The sequence below is a fragment of the Chromobacterium sp. S0633 genome, assembly GCF_024158805.1.
In the GTDB taxonomy this organism is placed as follows: domain Bacteria; phylum Pseudomonadota; class Gammaproteobacteria; order Burkholderiales; family Chromobacteriaceae; genus Chromobacterium.
In genome coordinates this window covers 106,536-125,225 of sequence record NZ_JAMZGH010000009.1, presented here as the reverse complement: position 1 = coordinate 125,225, position 18,690 = coordinate 106,536, and the positions used below count along the sequence as shown (strand labels likewise).

The following is an 18,690-nucleotide window of genomic DNA, read 5'->3' as shown; positions in this document are numbered from 1 at the left end:
CGGCAATCCAGGCCTGCCGGACCGCCACGCAGCTGTTATAATCGCCGCTTTCCTGTAATCCAGTGTTCTTTTCCCGATGACTGCTGCCCAGCTGCTGGCCCAACTCAAGGCCGACCTCCCCTCCTGCCTGATCCGCGACCGCCACGCCTTGCGCCGCAAACTGAGCGACGCCGCCGAGCGGCTGAAGAAAAACCAGCCTGCGGACAGGCAGCTGGCCGACATCCAGACGCAGATCGAGCGCTCCGCCGCCAAGGTGGCCGCGCGCCGCGCCCATCTGCCCAAGCCCGATTTCGACGACGCCCTGCCGGTCAACCAGAAACTGGCCGACATCAAAGCCGCCATCGACGGCCATCAGGTGGTGATCATCTGCGGCGAAACCGGCTCCGGCAAAACCACCCAGCTGCCCAAGATCTGCCTGGAACTGGGCCGCGGCGTGCACGGCCTGATCGGCCACACCCAGCCGCGCCGGCTGGCCGCGCGCTCGGTGGCCAGCCGCATCGCCCAGGAGCTGAAATCCACGCTGGGCGAGCATGTCGGCTTCAAGGTGCGCTTCACCGACAAGCTGTCGGACAAATCGGTGATCAAGCTGATGACCGACGGCATCATGCTGGCGGAAACCCAGACCGACCGTTATCTGGAAAACTACGACACCATCATCATCGACGAGGCGCATGAACGCAGCCTCAACATCGACTTCCTGCTGGGTTATCTGAAACAGCTGCTGCCGCGCCGGCCGGACCTGAAGGTGATCATCACCTCGGCCACCATCGACGCCGACCGCTTCTCCCGCCATTTCGACGGCGCGCCGGTGATCGAAGTCTCCGGCCGCACCTATCCGGTGGAAGTGCGCTACCGGCCGCTGGCGCAGCGCGACGAAGACGAGCGCGAAGTGGAGATGGAAGGCGCCATCGTCGACGCCGTCGACGAGCTGTCGCGCCAGGGCCCGGGCGATATGCTGGTCTTCCTGCCCGGCGAGCGCGAAATCCGCGAAACCGCGGAAAAACTGCGCAAATCCGGCATCCGCGGCTACGAAATCCTGCCCTTGTTCGCGCGCCTGTCCAACGAGGACCAGCAAAAGATCTTCAAGCCCTCCGGCGGCCGCCGCATCGTGCTGGCCACCAATGTGGCCGAAACCTCGCTGACGGTGCCGGGCATCAAATACGTGATCGACACCGGGCAGGCGCGCATCAACCGCTACAGCCCGCGCGCCAAGGTGGAACAGCTGCAAGTGGAGAAGATCTCCCAGGCGGCGGCGCGGCAGCGCGCCGGCCGTTGCGGCCGCGTCGAGGCCGGCATCTGCGTGCGCCTGTACGGCGAGGACGACTTCAATCAGCGCCCGGCCTTCACCGACCCGGAAATCGTCCGTTCCAACCTGGCCGCGGTCATCCTGCGCATGGCCGCGCTGCGGCTGGGCAAAGTGGACGCCTTCCCCTTCATCGAAGCGCCCAGCAGCCGGCTGATCGCCGACGGTTACCAGGTGCTGACCGAACTGGGCGCGGTGGACGACAAGGGCGAACTCACCGGCGTGGGCAAGGAGCTGGCGCGGATTCCGGTGGACCCGAAAGTGGGCCGCCTGCTGCTGGCCGGCCGCGACTTCGGCTGCGTGCGCGAAGTGCTGATCATCGCCGCCGCCCTCAGCGTGCAAGACCCGCGCGAACGCCCGTTCGAAGCGCGCGAGGCGGCCGAACGCGCGCAGGCGCGCTTCAACGACGAGAAGTCCGACTTCCTGTCCTTCCTGCACCTGTGGGACTTCTTCTCCGACGCGCTCAAGCACAAGAAATCCAACCGTCTGCTGATCAACACCTGCCACGAGCACTTCCTGTCCCATCTGCGCTTGCGCGAATGGCGCGAACTGCACGCGCAGCTGGCGGACATCGCCGGCGAGCTGGGACTGATCAAGCGCGAACAGGCGCACGCCGACGCCGAGCAGCCGGACGCGCAGATGACGCAGAAAAAGCGCCAGCAGCTGGACGCCGTCGCTTATGAAAACCTGCACAAGGCGCTGGTGACCGGCCTGATCGGCAATCTGGGCATGAAAAACCAGGAAGGCGACGATTACCAAGGCACCCGCGGCGTCAACTTCCACGTCTTCCCCGGCTCCGGCCTGAAAAAGGCCAAGCCCAAATGGCTGGTGGCGGCGGAACTGGTGGAAACCACCCGCCTCTACGCCCGCTGCGTGGCCAAGATCGAGCCGGAATGGGTGGAAAAGCTGGCGCCGCACCTGGTCAAATACCATTACTTCGACCCGCACTGGGAAAAGAGCCGCGGCGAAGTGGTGGCCAGCGAACGCGTCACCCTGTACGGCCTGACCCTGGTGCCGCGCCGGCCGGTCAGCTACGGCCGCATCGCGCCGGAAGAGGCGCGCGAGCTGTTCATCCGCGGCGCGCTGGTGAATATGGACTACGTCAGCAACGCGCCCTTCTTCCAGCGCAATCAGCAATTGATCCGCGAAGTGGAGCAGCTGGAGCACAAGGCGCGGCGTCAGGACGTGCTGGTGGACGAAGAGGCCCTGTTCGCCTTCTACAGCGAACGGATTCCGGCCGAGGTGGTGGACGCCGCCAGCTTCGAGGCCTGGCGCAAGGAGGCGGAAAAGACCGAAGCTAAGCTGCTGCACCTGACGCGCGAAGAACTGATGCGCCACGCCGCGCAACATGTCACCGAAAACCAGTTCCCGGAATGGCTGGAGCTGGAAGACGGCCGCCTCAAGCTGCGCTACCGCTTCGAACCCAACCACCCGCTGGACGGCGTCACCCTGGACGTGCCGCTGGCCATCCTCAACCGCCTGCAGCCGGCCGCTTTCGAATGGCTGGTGCCCGGCATGGTGCGCGAGAAGCTGCAACAGCTGATCAAGGGCCTGCCCAAGCAGATCCGCCGCTGCTGCGTGCCGGTGCCGGACTTCGTCACCCGCTTCCTCAGCGTCAACCCGGATCAACAGCAGCCGATCGCGCCGCAGCTGGCGCGCTTCATCCTGCGCGAAACCGGCGGCGTCAAAGTGGACATCGACGATTTCCGCGCCCAGGAGCTGCCGGCCCATCTGCTGTTCAACTTCCGCGTCATCGACGACGGCAAGCAGGAAATCGGCCTGGGCCGCGACCTGCTGGCGCTGCAAAAGCAGTTCGGCCAGGCCGCCCAGCTGACCTTCCGCGACACCAGCGCGGAGTTCGAGCGCGACGAAGTCAGCAGCTGGGACTTTGGCGAACTGCCGGAAAGCATTCAGTTCGCCCGCGGCCGCCAGCAACTGACCGGCTACCCGGCGCTGACGCTGGAGCAGGACAAGGTGGCGATCCGCCTGTTCGACACCCAGTTGATGGCCGAGCGCCATCACCGTCAGGGCGTGATCCGGCTGCTGCAGCTGCAGCTCAAGGAACAGATGAAGCAGCTGTCCAAGGGCCTGCCCGGCATGACCCAGCTGGGTCTGCAACTGCGCGCGGTGGCCAATGTCGACGAATTGCTGGCCGACGCCATCGCCTGCATCTGCGACCGCGCCTTCATCGGCGACGACGCGCTGCCGCGCAATGAGAAAGCCTTCAACGAGCAGAAAACCCGCGCCCGCACCCGGCTGCCGGCCGTCAACCAGGCGGTGACCCAGTACCTGGGCCAGGTGGCGTCCGAATACGGCCCGCTCAGCGTGAAGATGCAGAAGCACAAGCTGGGCTACGAGTTGCAGCAGCAATTGGCCAAGCTGGTTTACAAGGGTTTCCTGGCCGCCACGCCGTGGAGCCAGCTGCCTCACCTGCCGCGCTATATGCGCGCGATGGGCTTGCGCATGGACAAGCAGCCGGCCAACCCGCAGCGCGACGGCCAGCGCGGCGCGGAAATCCGCGACCTATGGCAGAAATGGGAAACCCGGGTGGCCGAGGACAATGAAGCCGAAGGCGCGTCCCAGGCGCTGCTGGATTTCCGCTGGCAGATCGAGGAACTGCGCGTCAGCCTGTTCGCCCAGGAGCTGAAAACGCCGTATCCGGTGTCCGCCAAGCGGCTGTTGAAGCTGTGGAGCGAACTACCGCGCTAATGCTCGCCAGACCTTGAACTGGCTCGCCCTGGCATGAGAAAACGGCGGCGTCTTTATCGACGCCGCCGTTTTTCTATGCGCGCTTCAATGCACCGGATGGGACAAGCCCGGCCTATCCCCCCAGGCCAGCAGGAACACCCCCATCGCCAGCCCCACCAGGCAGAAAATCATCAGATAGCCGGCCAGCGCCAGCGAGCTGGCCTCCATCCACACCGACAGCAAGACCGGCGTGAAGCCGCCCACCACCGCGTAAGCCACATTGTAGGAAAACGACAGGCCGCTGAAGCGGATGGGCGCCGGGAAGGCGCGCACCATCAGAAAAGGCACCGCGCCGACAATGCCGGCGAAAAAGCCGGTCAGCGTGTACAGCGGGCGCAACCAGCTCACGTCATGCCCCATGGTCTGGTAAAAACACCAGCTGCTGACGCCCAGCAGCAGGCTGCCCGCGGTGAACACCGGGCCGCCGCCGAAGCGGTCCACCGCCAGGCCGGCGACGATGCAGCCCACGCTCAGCGCGATGATGGCCAGGCTGTTGGCGGACAAGGCCTCCACCGGCGGCACGCCGAACTGCTTTTGCAAAAAAGTGGGCGTCATCAGAATCACCACCACGATGGTGACCGACAGCATCGCGGTGGCCGCCATCGACACGGCCATGCCCAGACGATGGCCGCGCAAGGCCGCCTTCAGCGGCAGCTCGGCGGACAGCGCCTTGCGCGCCTGCATTTCGTTGAACACCGGCGTCTCATGCAGCCAGCGGCGCAGATACATCGCCACCAGGCCGAAAACGCCGCCGATCAAGAAGGGAATCCGCCAGGCGCCGTCCTCCAGCTGCTGCGGCGTGAAGAACAGATTCATCGCCATCGCGATCAGGGAGCCGAACAGAATGCCTATGGTCAGCCCCGAGGTGATGATGCCGCACGCCAGGCCGGTGCGGCGCGGCGGCGCGTGCTCGGCGACAAACACCCAGGCGCCCGGCACCTCGCCGCCGATGGCCGCGCCCTGCAATACGCGCAGCAGGAGCAGCAAGATCGGCGCCCATATCCCTATGCTCTGATACGTGGGCAGCAGGCCCATCGCCAGCGTCGGCAAGGCCATCAGCACAATGCTGAGCGTGAACATGCGCTTGCGGCCGAACAGATCGCCGAAGTGAGCCATGACGATGCCGCCCAGCGGCCGCGCCAGGTAGCCGGCGGCGAAAATGCCGAACACCTGCAATTGGCGCAGCCAGCCCGGAATGTCGTGGGGGAAGAACAGCTTGCCCAAGACCAGGGCGAAGAACACGTAAATGATGAAATCGTAAAATTCCAGCGCGCCGCCCAGCGAAGCCAGGCCCAGCGTCTTGCAATCGTTCCGGTTCAGTTTGCGCGCGGGTGCCGCGGCGGCGCTCGCCGTTTGAGTCATATCAGGTCCTTTCCGCGACCAAGGTGCACACGCCCTCCCCGCCGCGCGGCGCGAAGGGCTGGGCCATTATTTTTTGAAGGGATTGATCGTCGGCGCGTCCTCGTGCTGGACGATGCCGAAGCTGCTGCGGATCAGCGAATTGAGCACAGGCTGGCGATGGCGTATCCACAGCGAGGTGGGCACAGGCTGGCAGCCCATCCTCGCCTTGGGTTCCAGCGCGGTGCGGCCGAAGATCACCCGCCGTCCGCCGGCGGCCAAGGCCGACTCGATCGCCGTGTGCAGCAGGCGCAGGTAAAGCGGCAGCTCCTTGGCCGCTGCGCGGTCGAAGCCTATCTGCGCGGCGGTGACTTCCGCGCCGTTTTTCAAGACCAGCAGGAAGCCCAGCAACGCGCCGTTCCGCCACAAGCCGCGCAGTTCCGCCCGCTCCGGCCCCAGCGCCGCCATCCGCCGCCAGTAGTCGGCGCTCACCGTCACCGGCCGCAGCGTGGCATTGTCTTGCACCGCCAGGTAAAGCGCTTGCATCCGCTCCGCCTGCGCGTCCACCTGTTCCGGCGTCATCACGCCGATCTCGCAGCCGGCGGCTTCCACGGGCTTGAAGATCTGCTGGCGGATGGCGCTGCGGTATTTGGAGGTCATGCCGGCCAGGTAGTCGTCGTAAACGCGCCAGTCCTCGGCCAGCGGCAACACCATATTGGGTTCCGTCTCCAGGGTGCTGTAGCTGAGCTTGCCCAGCGCCCGGCTGTCTTCCCGCGCCGTTTCGTCCATGTCCTTGACCAGCACGAAGTCGATCTGGCCGTTCAGCTTCTCCGCGCGGCGGATGCGGTAGAGAATCTCCGCCACCGCCTGCCAGCGAGTCTGCGGGTCCAGATCGGCGGCGAAGGCCGCGCCGTCCAGGCCGTAGCTGAGCATATTGCCGCAGACCAGCAGCCGTTGCCGCAGCTTGGGCTTGAGGTTTTGCGCCAGCGCCGCGCGCAGCGAGCCTTCCGGCCGCGGCCCGGGATGGGCGTGCAGGGTTTCCAGGCTGACTTCCAACAGCTGCATCGCCACCGCCGCCACCGGCTCGCCGTCGCGATAGGCCAGCGCGTAGCGCACTTCGAAATGGGCGAGCCCGGACCGCTCCAGCGCGCGCCAGTAATCGCGGGACATCAGCAGCCCGTGCCGGGCCGCCAGCTGATCCCAGTGTTGTCCGTTCAAAAAGTCTATGCGCTCGGAGAAGGCGAAATTCAGCGCGCTGGCCTGCCGCAAGCGGCGGCGCAGCTTCCAGCCGTCGCCCAATTGGCGGGCCAGTTGTTTGATTTTCTTGCTCATGGCTTGGGGCGTAGAAGGCTGGTTCTATGATTGACAATCATTCCAGTGTGCCGCAATGCCAAACGGGCAACAAGCTCCCTCAAGGCGCGCCGTCGGTCAGCAAGCGCCGGTAACGCTCCGGGGAATAGCCCAACTGCTTGTTGAACATGGCGATAAAGGCGGAAGCGGTGCCGTAGCCCAGATCGGCGGCGATGTCCTGCACCGCCCGCCCCTCGCGCAGCCAGGCCAGGGCCCGCAGCAGCCGCACCCGGTTGCGCCACTGGACAAAGCTCATGCCCAGCTCGCGTTGAAAATGGCGCGCCAGCGTGCGCTCGGTGCCGTGCACGCGCCGCGCCCACTGCGCCAGCGTGGCCGCGTCGGCCGGATTGTCGCGGATGGCGGCCAGAATGGGCGCCAGCTGACGATGCCGGCTATCCGGCAGATAGCTGTCCTGGTGGCCGGCCTGGGCCAGCCGCGCCAGCAGCAGCTCGGCCTGACGCCGGTCCCACGGGTCCCGGATCGCGGTAACGCCGCGCTGGCAGAAGTCATCCAGCAGCGCGCGCAGCAAGGGCGTTTGCGGAATCAGGCAGGGGTGGGCGGGCAGCCCGGCGGCTTCCTCCGCGCCGACGTAGACCGAGGTGTAGCGCATCGCCTGGCGCACCGAGGCGGAGTGGCGCACCCCGGCCGGCACCCAGATCAGAAACTCCGCCGGCGCCGCCAGCGCGCGTTCGGCCTGACCGGCTTCGATCAGGCTCAACTCGATCACCCCCAGGCTGATGCAGTTCAACTGCCCCCAGGGATGGCTGTGCGGCGAGAACTCGGTCTGCGGCGTCAGCTGGTCGTAGCGCAGATGGATGGGCGCCGGCGCCGGCAAGCCCTGGTCCAGTTCGGAATAGTCCAATTTGTCGGTTTCCCGCTATCGTCTTGTCTGGTTTGCGTTATATGCATTGAATCAGACAGCGCTACACTGCGCACTGTCAATGCTTTTCTGTGCTCTCGCCCGCCCGATCGGACGAAAGCCGCATCCGGAGCCATCCCATGTATTCATTGTTTCCCATGCTGGCCGTGCTGATCTGGTCCGCCAACACCGTGGTGTCCAAGGCCGCGGCCCAGGCGCTGGACCCCGCCGCCATCTCCTTCTACCGCTGGCTGCTGGCCGCGCTGATTCTCACCCCCTTGAGCCTGCGGCCGGCGCTGCGCCAATGGCGGGCCATCCGCCCCTGGCTGGGCCGCTTCGCCGTATTGGCCGCGCTCGGCATGGTGATGTACCAATGCCTGGCTTATTACGCCGCGCACAGCACCAGCGCCACCAATATGGGCGTGATCTGCGCCTTGATCCCCTTGCTGGGCCTGGCGCTGAACGCCGTCGCCTTCCGCCAGCCGGTGGGCGCTCACGCGCTGTTCGGCGTGGCGGTGTCCTTGCTGGGCGTGCTCTATCTGCTGGGCCAGGGGCGGCCGCTGGATCTGCTCAGCGGCGGCGTCAACCGCGGCGACGCGCTGATGCTGGTGGGTTCGCTCTCCTACGCGCTGTACGGCATTCTGCTGCGCCGCTGGGCGCCGCCCTTCGGCAGCTGGACCAATCTTTACATCCAGGTGCTGCTGGCGGTGTTGATGCTGGTGCCGGTGGCGCTGAGCGCGGACAGCCTGGCGGTGCCGCCGCAAGGCGTGGGCCTGGTCGCCTTCGCCGGCATCGCCTCCTCGGTGCTGGCGCCCTATCTGTGGATGCGCGGCATTCAGGGCCTGGGCAGCGAGCGCACCGCCATCTTCATGAATTTGCTGCCCTTGTTCACCGCAGTGATCGCCAGCGCGCTGCTGGGCGAAACCATTCACGATTACCACTGGCTGGGCGGCGGCCTGATCCTGCTCGGCGTCAGCCTGAGCCAGGGCGGCTGGGCCAAGCTGCGCGGCCTCGTCCGTTCGACGGCCTGAGCTTCGCTTTTCCCGCCGCGCCCGGGTTCCACGGCCGGCGCGGCGGGATTGCCGCGGCCCCGCTTATCGCCTAAGCTCTGTAACAAAACCGCAGCCGGCGCGGGCCGGCCATGACAACCTCTTTACCGTGGAATCAGAAACCATGTGCCAGTTACTGGGCATGAATTGCAATACCCCAACCGATATCCTGTTCTCCTTTGAAGGCTTTCACCGCCGCGGCGGCCAGACCGACCACCACGCCGACGGCTGGGGCATCGCCTTTTTCGAGAGCAAGGGCTGCCGCATCTTCCTGGACGACAAACCGTCGGTGGAATCGCCGGTGGCCAATCTGGTGCGCAACTATCCGATCAAGTCGGAAAACGTGATCGCCCACATCCGCAAGGCCACCCAGGGCGAAGTCAATCTGGCCAACACCCACCCCTTCATGCGCGAGATGTGGGGCCGTTACTGGATCTTCGCCCACAACGGCAACCTGGAAAACTTCCAGCCCGAGGCCGGCTGCCATTACAACCCGGTGGGCAGCACCGACTCCGAGCGGGCCTTCTGCCACCTAATGGAACGGCTGCGCGCCAAATGGTGCCAGCAACCTCAGCTGGACGATTTGTTCGCCGAAGTGGCGCGGCTGGCGGCGGAGATCTCCAGCCACGGCGTGTTCAACTTCATGCTGAGCAACGGCGAGGCGCTGTTCGCCCACTGCTCCACCCATCTGCACTACATCATCCGCCAGGCGCCGTTCAACACCGCTCACCTGGTGGACGACGACGTCAGCGTGGATTTCGCCTCGGTCACCACCCCGCATGACCGCGTGGCGGTGATCGCCACCCAGCCGCTGACGGACAACGAAAGCTGGACGCCGCTCGTCCCCGGCGAGCTGCTGCTGTTCCGCGACGGCTCTCCGCTGCTGCAACACCTGCCGGGCTGAGCGCCCGCCGACAAGCCCTTGCCGCCGGTGTTATGCTGGCGGCAATGTCTTGTTCCGCGAGGCCCGCCATGCAGCGATTCGACTTCAGCCACGCCCCATTCGACGCCCTGAGCCCGGACGAACGCCTGAGGCTGGAGGCTTGCGCCGACATCCTGTTCTACGCCGACGAGCAAACCGTGCTGGCGCCGGACGCGCCGGTCACCGCCCTGTACGTGGTGATCAAAGGCGTGGTCAGGGAAATGGCCGGCGACGAGGTCGTCGCGCTGTACCGGGCGCAGGACGGCTTCGACGCCCGCGCCACCGCCGCCGGCCAGACTCGCCACCGCTTCATCGTCCAGGAGGAAGCGCTGCTCTACAGCCTGCCGCGCGCCGAAGTGCTGGCGCTGACCGAGAGCAACCCGCGCTTCGGCGCCTACTTTTACGCCAGCGTGTCGGAAAAGCTGGGCCGGCTGGCGCAAGGCGCCGGCCAGCGAGAACTGCAAACCCTGCTGGCGGCCACCGTCCGCGACGCCGGCGGACGCCAGCCGGTGTTCGTGGACGCCGGCGCCAGCCTGCGCGACGCGGCGGCGGCGATGAAGGAACACAAATCCAAGTCCGTGCTGCTGCGCGGCGACGGGCGGCTGGGCATCCTCACCACCACGGACTTTCGCGACATCGTGCTGAACGGCGTGCCTTCGGACGCGCCGGCGGCGGAATACTGCCAGTACGAGCTGCTGACCATAGACATAGACGACTTCCTGTTCAACGCCCTATTGCTGATGACGCGGCGCAATTTGCGGCGCCTGGTGGTGACCGAGCGCGGCGAGCCGGTGGCCATGCTGGCCCAGGTGGACGTGCTGTCCTATTTTTCCAATCACTCCCACTTGATCGCGCAGCGGCTGGAGCGCGCGGCCACGCTGGACGAACTGACGGAAGTGGCGGAGCAGATCCCGCGGCTGGTGCGCATCCTGTCCGGCCACGGCGTCAAGGCGCTGCAGCTGGGCCGGCTGGTGCAAAGCCTCAACGCCCGCCTGTTCGCCCGCGCCTGGCGGCTGATCGCGCCGCCGGAGCTGGCGGCCAACAGCTGCCTGCTGGTGCTGGGTTCGGAAGGCCGCGGCGAACAGATACTCAAAACCGATCAGGACAACGCGCTGCTGCTGCGCGACGGCGCGCCCTGGCCGCAACTGGAAGCCAGCTGCCAGGCCTTTTCCGCCGCGCTGTCCCGCTTCGGCTACCCGCCCTGTCCCGGCAACATCATGCTCAGCCACCCGGATTGGCGCTTCAGCGGCGCCGAGCTGCGCGACCGCCTGCACCGCTGGGTGCACAGTCCGGACGGAGACGCCTTGATGCGGCTGGCCATCTTCGTGGACGCGGAAGCCGTCTGCGGCGACGCCGCGCTGCTGGAAGACGCGCAAAACTATCTGCGCGCCACCTTGCGCGACGACGCCGGCTTCTTCTCCCGCTTCGCTCGCGCCATCGAACAATTCGACACCCCCTTGGGTCTGTTCTCCCATCTGCAAACCCGCGAGCGCGACGGCCGCGCGGCGCTGGACCTGAAAAAAGGCGGCATCTTTCCGCTGGTGCACGGCATCCGCGCGCTGGCGCTGGAATACGGGGTGAGCGAGAACAATTCACAGCAAAGGCTGCAGGCGCTGGCGGCCCAGGGACGGCTGGAGCGAGGCCTGGCCGAGGACGCGGGCGAGGCGCTGTCCTATCTGATGCAACTGAGACTGGAACAAGGGCTGGAACGGATGAGCGCCGGCAAGGCGGCCGACAATCTGCTGGAGCCGGACAAATTGTCCTCGCTGGAACGGGACCTGCTCAAAGACGCGCTGGGCGTGGTCAAACGATTCAAGACGCAGTTGCGCCACCATTACCGGCTGGGCAGTTTCTGATGCTGTCCGCCCTGCTGCGCCAATGGCAACGCCGCCGGCTGCGCGACCCGGCCTACGCCGGCATGTATAGCGAACACCCGGACGAACTGGTCAGCCTGGACTGCGAAACCACCAGCCTGAATCCGGCGGAAGCCGAGCTGCTGTCCATAGGCGCGGTCAAGCTGCGCGGCAACCGCATCCTCGCCAGCGAGGCGCTCTATCTCTTGGTGCGGCCGGAGCGCGCGCCGCAGGCGGACAATGTGCGCATCCACGGCCTGCGGCCCATCGACGTCAATCAGGGCCTGGCGGCCCGGGACGCCGTGCGTCTGCTGCTGGACTTCATCGGCGGCCGGCCGCTGCTGGGCTATTACCTGGAATACGACCTGGCCGTGCTCAACCGCTACGTCCGCCCCTGGCTGGGCGTGCCGCTGCCTCAGCGGCGCATCGAGATTTCCGGCCGCTATTACGACTACAAGCTGAGACAGAACCCGGACGCCCACATCGATTTGCGGCTGGCCAGCATCTGCCGGGATCTGGACATGCCCGCGCCGCCGCGCCACGACGCGCTCAACGACGCCATCAACGCGGCCATGCTCTATCTGGCGCTGAAACAGCGCGGCTACGGCTGATGCCTTGCCTTCAACTCTGCGCGCCACGCTTCACGACGCGCGGCGGGCTGGACCATTTCCCAACCCGCCATCGCCAGATCCGGCCCGTCAAGACGGGCCGGCGGCGATGGCGCCGCCGCCTTTGAACGACACGGCCAATAGGACAGGTGACACGCCCGAACCGACGCATCGCATTCTACAATGCCCTGCTGCGCGCCCAAGCTTGCGCGGCAAGCGGTCTATCCACAACAGGAGAAACACCATGCGTTACGCTCACCCCGGCACGCCCGGCGCGTTGATCGCCTTCAAGCCCCGCTACGGCAACTATATCGGCGGCGAGTTCACGCCCCCGGTCCACGGCCAGCATTTCACCACCACCTCGCCGGTGAACGGCCAGCCCATCGCCGAATTTCCGCGCTCCGACGCCGCCGACATCGATAAAGCGCTGGACGCCGCCCACGCGGCCGCCGACGCCTGGGGCCAGACCTCGGCGCAACAACGTTCCTATCTGCTGCTGCAGATCGCCGACCGCATCGAAGCCAATCTGGAGGTGTTGGCCGTCACCGAAACCTGGGACAACGGCAAGCCGGTGCGCGAGACGCTGAACGCCGACATCCCGCTGGCGGCCGATCATTTCCGCTATTTCGCCGGCTGCATCCGCGCCCAGGAAGGCACGGCGGCGGAAATCGATCACAACACCATGGCCTATCACATCCACGAGCCGCTGGGCGTGGTGGGCCAGATCATCCCGTGGAACTTCCCCATCCTGATGGCGGCGTGGAAGCTGGCGCCGGCGCTGGCCGCCGGCAACTGCGTGGTGCTGAAACCGGCGGAACAAACGCCGCTGGGCATTTCCGTGCTGATGGAAGTGATAGGCGATCTGCTGCCGCCGGGCGTGATCAACGTGGTCCACGGCTTCGGCAAGGAGGCCGGCCAGGCGCTGGCCACCAGCAAGCGCATCGCCAAGATCGCCTTCACCGGCTCCACCCCGGTGGGCCGTCACATCCTGCAATGCGCGGCGGAGAACATCATCCCGTCCACCGTGGAGCTGGGCGGCAAATCGCCCAATATCTTCTTTGAAGACATCATGCAGGCGGAACCGTCCTTCATCGAGAAAGCCGCCGAAGGCCTGGTGCTCGCCTTCTTCAATCAGGGCGAAGTCTGCACCTGCCCGTCCCGCGCCTTGGTGCAGGAATCCATCTATCCGGCCTTCATGGCCGAGGTGTTGAAGAAGGTGAAGGCGATCAAGCGCGGCGACCCGCTGGACACCGACACCATGGTGGGCGCCCAGGCCTCGCAGCAGCAGTTCGACAAAATCCTGTCCTATCTGGACATCGCGCGCCAGGAAGGCGCCGAGGTGCTGAGCGGCGGCAAGCTGGAACCGCTGGAGGGCGGCCTGGCGCAGGGTTTTTACATCCAGCCCACCTTGTTGAAGGGCAATAACAAGATGCGGGTGTTCCAGGAGGAGATCTTCGGGCCGGTGGTCAGCATCGCCACCTTCAAGGACGAGGCCGAAGCCGTCGCCATCGCCAACGACACCGAGTTCGGCCTGGGCGCCGGGGTGTGGACCCGCGACATCAACCGCGCTTACCGCGTCGGCCGCGCGATCAAGGCCGGCCGGGTCTGGACCAACTGCTACCATCTCTACCCGGCGCACGCGGCCTTCGGCGGTTACAAAAAGTCCGGCATCGGCCGCGAAACCCACAAGCGCGCGCTGGATCACTATCAGCAGACCAAGAATCTGTTGGTGAGCTTTGACGGCAAGCCGCTGGGCTTCTTCTAGGAAGCTGCGCACGGCTAGCGATATCGTGAACTGTTGTTAAACCCCAAAGCGCCGCGATGCGACAATCATCGCGGCGCTTCAGCTGCGCTTAAGCATTGTTTTCTAGCATGGCTTCTCCAGGACAAACCAGCATGTCAAACCGGAGAAAGTCCCATGCGCAGCCCTGATCCACTCGAAGCCTCCCCCGCCTTTTGCCCCATTTGCGCCAAAGCGCTGAACGCGCCCGCCGTCTGCCGGGCCCATTTGACCGCCCGCGCTCCCCGCCTGTTTCTTCGCGAATGGATAAACCGGCCCGGCCGGGTGGGCGCGGTCTGGCCCAGTTCCAAGCGCCTGGCGCAGTGCATGGCCGCCCAGACGCCGATGTCCGGCACCGGTTTGGTGATCGAGCTGGGCGGCGGCACCGGCGCCATTACCCAGGCCTTGCTGGCGCAAGGACTGAGCCGCGAGCGCTTGCGGGTGGTCGAACGCTCTCCGGCCTTTGCCCGGCATCTGCGGCAGCGTTTTCCCTCGGTCCAGGTGATACAGGGCGACGCCGCGCGGCTGGCGGCCTTATTGCCGGAGCACGCGGCGATAGACGCCGTCGTCTCCAGCCTGCCGCTGCGCTCCCTGCCGCGGGCGGAAGCCTTGGCCATCGTCGAACAATGGCGTCGCGTATTGCCGGCCGGCGGCGCGCTGCTGCAATTCAGCTACGCCTTGCAGGCGCGGGCGGACTGGCTGGGCGCGGGCTTTGCGCTGCGCGACAGCCAACTGATCTGGCGCAATCTGCCGCCGGCCAGGGTGATGCGGTTCGAGCGCCTGGACACGCCGGGCCATTAAAAAAGCGGCGCCGTCGGCGCCGCCCGTTTTAAACCGGCAAGACCGGCCGGCTCAGGACGTGGCCCACTGCTCGCCCTGCGCCGCGCCGCCCATCGCCGGATCGCTATAACCGTCGCGGCCGGTTTCCACCCGGCCGGCGAAGCGGCGGCTGAAGCCGGGGAACACCGGCGCGCTGACGCTGACGTCGTACCAGCCGTGACTGTCTTTCAACGGCCAGTTCAACACCGCCTCGCCCTGCGGCCCCACGGTGACGCGCTGCGGGTCGGTCTTGGCATAGGCGTTGGCGCGCACCAGGAACTCGCAGTTTTCGCGGCCGCTATTGTGCAGCTTCAGATAAACGTCGCCGGCGGCCGGGTCGTAACAGACCTGAATCTCCGGCTGCGCCTTGCTCACGCGGCCCAGTTGGCCGGCGTCGCCGCTGAAGTGGCGATGAAAGCCGTTGGGGCCCAGCACCCACAAATCGTAAAGATTGGCGTCGTAATTGATCCGCCACAGCCCGGATAGCTGCTTGCCGGCCTCCACCGCGTAGCGGCGCGGCGGCGCGTCCAGATGGCGACGGTCGTACACGTGGAACACCGCCGCCGCCTTGCCGCTGTTGGCGAAGATCAATTCCACGGCGCCGGCGTTGCCGTCCACCCGCGCGCTGGCGTGCAGCTCGTAGGGCAAGGCGCGCGAGCGGCGCAGGCCGACGGCCTGGACCGGCAGTTCCGGCAAGGCCGGCGCGTTGGGCTTGGTGCGGCCGGGCAAGGCGCGCGCCCGCGCCGCCAGCGCGGCGGTGGCCGGCAGTTTGGGCAGCTCGGCGTTGGGATTGACGAAGTCGAAACAGGACAGCAGATCGCCGCACACCGCGCGCCGCCAGGCGGTGATATTGGGCTCCTTGACGCCGAAGCGCTGTTCGATGAAGCGGATCACCGAGGTGTGGTCGAACACCTGGGAGTTGACCCAGCCGCCGCGGCTCCACGGCGAGATCACGTACATCGGCACCCGCGGCCCCGGCCCGTAAGGCACGTGGATCAGGTCGGCGCGCTCATTGCCGGTTTCGCTGCTGCGCAGATGATGATATTCGCCATCGGTGGCCACGGTGGAAGCGCCGGCCAGCACCGCTTTGGCCGGGTCCGCGTCCCAGCTCAGATAACTGGGCGCGGCCGGCGGCGGCAGATGGTCGAAAAAGCCGTCGTTTTCGTCGAAATTGACCAGGAAAACCGTCTTGCTCCACACCTCGGGATTAGCGGTCAGCGCGTCCAGCACGCGGGCGGTGTAATCGGCGCCCTGCGCCGGGCTGGACGGGCCGGGATGCTCGGAGCCGTCGGCGGTGGCGACGATGTAGCTGACCTGGGGCAGCCGGTTGGCCAATACGTCCTGACGCAGATCGTCCAGCGTCCAGGTGGACAAGCCCTTGCTCTTGAGCGCGGGCTTGGCGCCGGCCTCGCCGAAGTAGGCGGCGCGGAAGCTGCGGAAGCCGGCCACCGGGTTGTCGGTGAAGTTGTCGGCCATGTCCTGGTAAATCTTCCAGCTCACGCCGGCCGCTTCCAGCCGCTCGGCGTAGGTGCTGAAGGTGTAGCCGCCCTTGGGGTTGTAATCGACGGAGTCGTAGGCGTTGGCGATCACCGGGCCCTTGCCCTTCTGCAAGGGATCGTTGCCGCCGCACCACAGGAAGACGCGATTGGGGTTGGTGCCGCCCTGAAACGCGCAGTGATAGGCGTCGCACAGGGTGAAGGCGTTGGCCAGCGCGTACTGGAACGGCAGGTCCGTCTCCTTGAAGTAGCCCATGGCGTGGTTCTGCTTATAGGTGGGCCAGGCGTTCATCACGCCCTTGCCCCAGGCGTATTGCGCGTCCGACCACACATGCGGCGTGCCTTCCACCCGCATATAGGCGAAAGTCTGGGCGGTGTTGAGGTGGAACGGCGCCACCACTCGCGGCGGCGTGGCGCTGTTCCCCTGATTGGTCTGATACCAGACGGTCTTGCGCTTGAGCAAGGCGCTGTCGGCCAGCGGCAGCGGGAAGCGGTCGCCAAAGCCGCGCACCCCGGCCAGGCTGCCGAAGTAATGGTCGAAGGCGCGGTTTTCCTGGGTCAGGATCACAATGTGCTCGACATCCTGAAGGGTGCCGGTGCGGTTGTTCGCGGGAATGGCCAGCGCGCGCTGGATGGAGGCCGGCAGCAGGGACAAGGTCAAGGAACTGGCGGCCAGCGCGCTGCCGCGCTTGATGAACTGGCGGCGGGAAGCGGAAACGGGAGTGTCGGTCATGGCGGGCTATCCGGGTTCAGGGCGCGCAGCGCAGCGTGGCCGGCGGCTTGGTTTGATTGGAATTGCCGTTGCCCGGTTGGCCGGCTTGGTCCTGATTGTCGCCCAGGCAGCCGGCGAGCGCGGCCGCCAGCAGACAGGCGGCCATCCGGCGCGCCCAAAGGGCGGAGCTGGGCGAAAGAGTGGTGAGCGTCATCGGGGTGCAATCGTCTTGTGGCGGCGCTGCGCGCCGCGGTGAAAAACCAAGGACCCGGGGGCGGAATCCCAGGCCCTTGCCCAGCCCGGCGATGAGGCCGGGCGGGAAAACGATAGCGAGAACGCGTTACCTAATGATGTCGGTTTTGTGAATTAGCCAAAAAATGCTTTTGTCAATGCGTTGGCGCGCTCAAGGCTGGGGCGGCTCCAGCGGCGCGGCGGCCTCCTCGCTCCGCGCGGAGAAACGATACCAATCCAGCCGCCGGGTCAGCGTCATGATGGCGGTCAGCGCGGCGAAGAGCAGCAAGCTGCCCAGCAGCAAGGCGTTGTCTTCGGACTGCAAGAGACCGTACAGCACCGCGTACAACAGGCTGATCAGTCCGGCGAAACCCAGGCCTCGTTTCCAGCCGCCCAGGATGTGGCTGACGTAGAAGCCTATCTGTCCGACGCAGGCCGTTGCCGCCAGCAGATAGGCCGGTCCGAAGCCCAGGTGTTCGGACAAGGCCAGCAGAATCAGGAAAAACATCACCAGCGCCATGCCCACCAGCACGTACTGGATGGGGTGCACGCGCAGGCTGCGCAGCGTTTCCAGCAGGAAGAAGGACAAGAAGGTCAGACCGATGAACAGCACCGCGTATTTGACCGAGCGTTCGTTCTGCTGGTACTGATCCACCGGCTGCACCAGGCCGGTGCTGAAGGACGGCAAGGCGCTCAGGCCGGATTTCCCGTCGCTGAAGGCGGCCTGCTGGAAACGGTCGTTCAGATTATTGGCGAACCAGCTGCTCTCCCATTGCGCCTTGAAGCCCTTGGCGTCCACGCTGCGCTGCACCGGCAGGAAATTGCCGATGAAGCTGGGGTGCGGCCAGTTGGACGTCAGGCTCAGCGTGCTGCTCTCGCCCACCGGCACATAGCTGATGCTGCGCGTGCCCTGCAAATTGAGTTGGAAGGCGAACGGCAACGTCTGCGGCTTGGCGAAGTCCAGCAACTGCGGCAGCGGCGCGTGTATGCCCTCGCTCATCCGCGGCAGGCCGGCGCCGGCCGCGAACGGATGCGGCTTGCCGCCGGCGCTCAGCTGCGGCACTTTGCCGATGCCGCGCGGATCGCTGATGCCCACCGCCAGATAGGGGGTTTTCAGCTGAATCGACGGTTTGAGCAGCTCAGGCTGCGGCGGGATCTCGAAATGGCCGCTGAAACCGGCCTCGCTGCCGAAGATCAGCGCCTGATAAATGCCCAGCGAACGCGGGCTGACCTTGAGCTTGCCGTCCACCGCCAGCTGGCGCGGCAACACATAGCGTTCCAGTTCGTGCTTGACGCTTTGCGTCTTGCCGTTCTGTTTTTCCTCCACGGTTTCCACATAGGGGATCACCAGCACCGGGCCGATCACGGTTTGCTCGCCGCTGGTGCTGGCCACCACTTTTTCCACCGCTTCTTCCTGGTAGTGCTTGCGCTCGGAAATCAGATTGCTGATCGCGCTCACCGGCACCAGCAGCGCCAAAGACAGCGCCAGCAGGATCAGTATCTTGGTCAATAAGGGGTTTTTCTTCATCGCTTGTCTCCTGGTTGCATGACGGGAGACAGCCTAAATCCAGGCGATGAAGCGGGAATGAGCCCGTGTGAAGTCTCGGTGAAGTTGGCCGAAG

At 66.0% G+C, this 18,690-nt stretch carries 13 protein-coding genes; 7 read left to right on the top strand and 6 right to left on the bottom strand.

Going from position 1 to position 18,690, the window contains the following annotated elements; genetic code table 11:
• Nucleotides 1–76: 76 nt before the first annotated feature.
• Nucleotides 77–4,012, top strand: coding sequence for an ATP-dependent RNA helicase HrpA (gene hrpA / locus NK214_RS08960; RefSeq protein ID WP_107798989.1), 3,936 nt, complete (start codon nucleotides 77–79; stop codon nucleotides 4,010–4,012).
• An 84-nt stretch (nucleotides 4,013–4,096) separates the two neighbouring features.
• Here the strand turns inward: hrpA and NK214_RS08955 are convergent, their stop codons facing one another.
• From NK214_RS08955 to NK214_RS08945, 3 genes are all read right to left on the bottom strand, one after another.
• Nucleotides 4,097–5,413 carry an MFS transporter gene (locus NK214_RS08955; RefSeq protein WP_253314268.1) on the bottom strand — a complete coding sequence of 439 codons (1,317 nt, stop codon included), beginning with the start codon at nucleotides 5,411–5,413 and terminating at the stop codon, nucleotides 4,097–4,099.
• Between the two features lie 66 nt (nucleotides 5,414–5,479).
• Complete coding sequence (locus NK214_RS08950; RefSeq protein ID WP_253314267.1) at nucleotides 5,480–6,721, bottom strand: GNAT family N-acetyltransferase; 1,242 nt, start codon at nucleotides 6,719–6,721, stop codon at nucleotides 5,480–5,482.
• Nucleotides 6,722–6,800: 79 nt separating this feature from the next.
• On the bottom strand, nucleotides 6,801–7,601 hold the full coding sequence (locus NK214_RS08945) for a helix-turn-helix domain-containing protein (protein ID WP_227108334.1): 801 nt from the start codon (nucleotides 7,599–7,601) through the stop codon (nucleotides 6,801–6,803).
• A 137-nt stretch (nucleotides 7,602–7,738) separates the two neighbouring features.
• Between NK214_RS08945 and NK214_RS08940 the strand changes: the two genes are divergently transcribed.
• The 6 genes from NK214_RS08940 to NK214_RS08915 all read left to right on the top strand — a co-directional run bounded on the left by NK214_RS08940 (nucleotide 7,739) and on the right by NK214_RS08915 (nucleotide 14,611).
• A complete protein-coding gene (locus tag NK214_RS08940; protein WP_107798985.1) occupies nucleotides 7,739–8,629 on the top strand; it encodes a DMT family transporter in 891 nt (296 codons plus the stop codon).
• A 142-nt stretch (nucleotides 8,630–8,771) separates the two neighbouring features.
• Nucleotides 8,772–9,551 carry a class II glutamine amidotransferase gene (locus tag NK214_RS08935; protein WP_107798984.1) on the top strand — a complete coding sequence of 260 codons (780 nt, stop codon included), beginning with the start codon at nucleotides 8,772–8,774 and terminating at the stop codon, nucleotides 9,549–9,551.
• A gap of 68 nt (nucleotides 9,552–9,619) precedes the next feature.
• Complete coding sequence (locus tag NK214_RS08930) at nucleotides 9,620–11,425, top strand: putative nucleotidyltransferase substrate binding domain-containing protein (protein WP_253314266.1); 1,806 nt, start codon at nucleotides 9,620–9,622, stop codon at nucleotides 11,423–11,425.
• Nucleotides 11,425–12,033 carry a 3'-5' exonuclease gene (locus tag NK214_RS08925; protein ID WP_199225847.1) on the top strand — a complete coding sequence of 203 codons (609 nt, stop codon included), beginning with the start codon at nucleotides 11,425–11,427 and terminating at the stop codon, nucleotides 12,031–12,033. Before NK214_RS08930 ends, NK214_RS08925 begins: the two co-directional genes overlap by 1 nt.
• A 241-nt stretch (nucleotides 12,034–12,274) precedes the next feature.
• Entirely contained in the window at nucleotides 12,275–13,795 is a 1,521-nt protein-coding gene (locus NK214_RS08920; RefSeq protein WP_253314265.1) for an aldehyde dehydrogenase family protein, read from the top strand.
• A gap of 342 nt (nucleotides 13,796–14,137) precedes the next feature.
• Entirely contained in the window at nucleotides 14,138–14,611 is a 474-nt protein-coding gene (locus NK214_RS08915; protein ID WP_253314264.1) for a class I SAM-dependent methyltransferase, read from the top strand.
• 51 nt (nucleotides 14,612–14,662) lie between these two features.
• On the opposite strand, the gene NK214_RS08910 is transcribed toward NK214_RS08915, so the two are convergent.
• The 3 genes from NK214_RS08910 to creD all read right to left on the bottom strand — a co-directional run bounded on the left by NK214_RS08910 (nucleotide 14,663) and on the right by creD (nucleotide 18,596).
• Nucleotides 14,663–16,858 carry a phosphocholine-specific phospholipase C gene (locus tag NK214_RS08910; protein ID WP_253314263.1) on the bottom strand — a complete coding sequence of 732 codons (2,196 nt, stop codon included), beginning with the start codon at nucleotides 16,856–16,858 and terminating at the stop codon, nucleotides 14,663–14,665.
• Between the two features lie 16 nt (nucleotides 16,859–16,874).
• On the bottom strand, nucleotides 16,875–17,051 hold the full coding sequence (locus NK214_RS08905) for a hypothetical protein (RefSeq protein WP_253314262.1): 177 nt from the start codon (nucleotides 17,049–17,051) through the stop codon (nucleotides 16,875–16,877).
• 189 nt (nucleotides 17,052–17,240) lie between these two features.
• Nucleotides 17,241–18,596: a cell envelope integrity protein CreD gene (creD, locus tag NK214_RS08900; RefSeq protein ID WP_107798979.1), complete on the bottom strand. Its 1,356-nt coding sequence runs from the start codon at nucleotides 18,594–18,596 to the stop codon at nucleotides 17,241–17,243.
• Between the last annotated feature and the right edge of the window lie 94 nt (nucleotides 18,597–18,690).

Coding starts and splice junctions, on each gene's coding strand:
- hrpA (WP_107798989.1), top strand. CDS start 77: ATGACTGCTGCCCAGCTGCTGGCCCAACTCAAGGCCGACCTCCCCTCC.
- NK214_RS08920 (WP_253314265.1), top strand. CDS start 12,275: ATGCGTTACGCTCACCCCGGCACGCCCGGCGCGTTGATCGCCTTCAAG.
- NK214_RS08910 (WP_253314263.1), bottom strand. CDS start 16,858: ATGACCGACACTCCCGTTTCCGCTTCCCGCCGCCAGTTCATCAAGCGC.
- NK214_RS08950 (WP_253314267.1), bottom strand. CDS start 6,721: ATGAGCAAGAAAATCAAACAACTGGCCCGCCAATTGGGCGACGGCTGG.
- NK214_RS08940 (WP_107798985.1), top strand. CDS start 7,739: ATGTATTCATTGTTTCCCATGCTGGCCGTGCTGATCTGGTCCGCCAAC.
- NK214_RS08935 (WP_107798984.1), top strand. CDS start 8,772: ATGTGCCAGTTACTGGGCATGAATTGCAATACCCCAACCGATATCCTG.
- NK214_RS08905 (WP_253314262.1), bottom strand. CDS start 17,051: ATGACGCTCACCACTCTTTCGCCCAGCTCCGCCCTTTGGGCGCGCCGG.
- NK214_RS08930 (WP_253314266.1), top strand. CDS start 9,620: ATGCAGCGATTCGACTTCAGCCACGCCCCATTCGACGCCCTGAGCCCG.
- creD (WP_107798979.1), bottom strand. CDS start 18,596: ATGAAGAAAAACCCCTTATTGACCAAGATACTGATCCTGCTGGCGCTG.
- NK214_RS08925 (WP_199225847.1), top strand. CDS start 11,425: ATGCTGTCCGCCCTGCTGCGCCAATGGCAACGCCGCCGGCTGCGCGAC.
- NK214_RS08915 (WP_253314264.1), top strand. CDS start 14,138: ATGGCCGCCCAGACGCCGATGTCCGGCACCGGTTTGGTGATCGAGCTG.
- NK214_RS08955 (WP_253314268.1), bottom strand. CDS start 5,413: ATGACTCAAACGGCGAGCGCCGCCGCGGCACCCGCGCGCAAACTGAAC.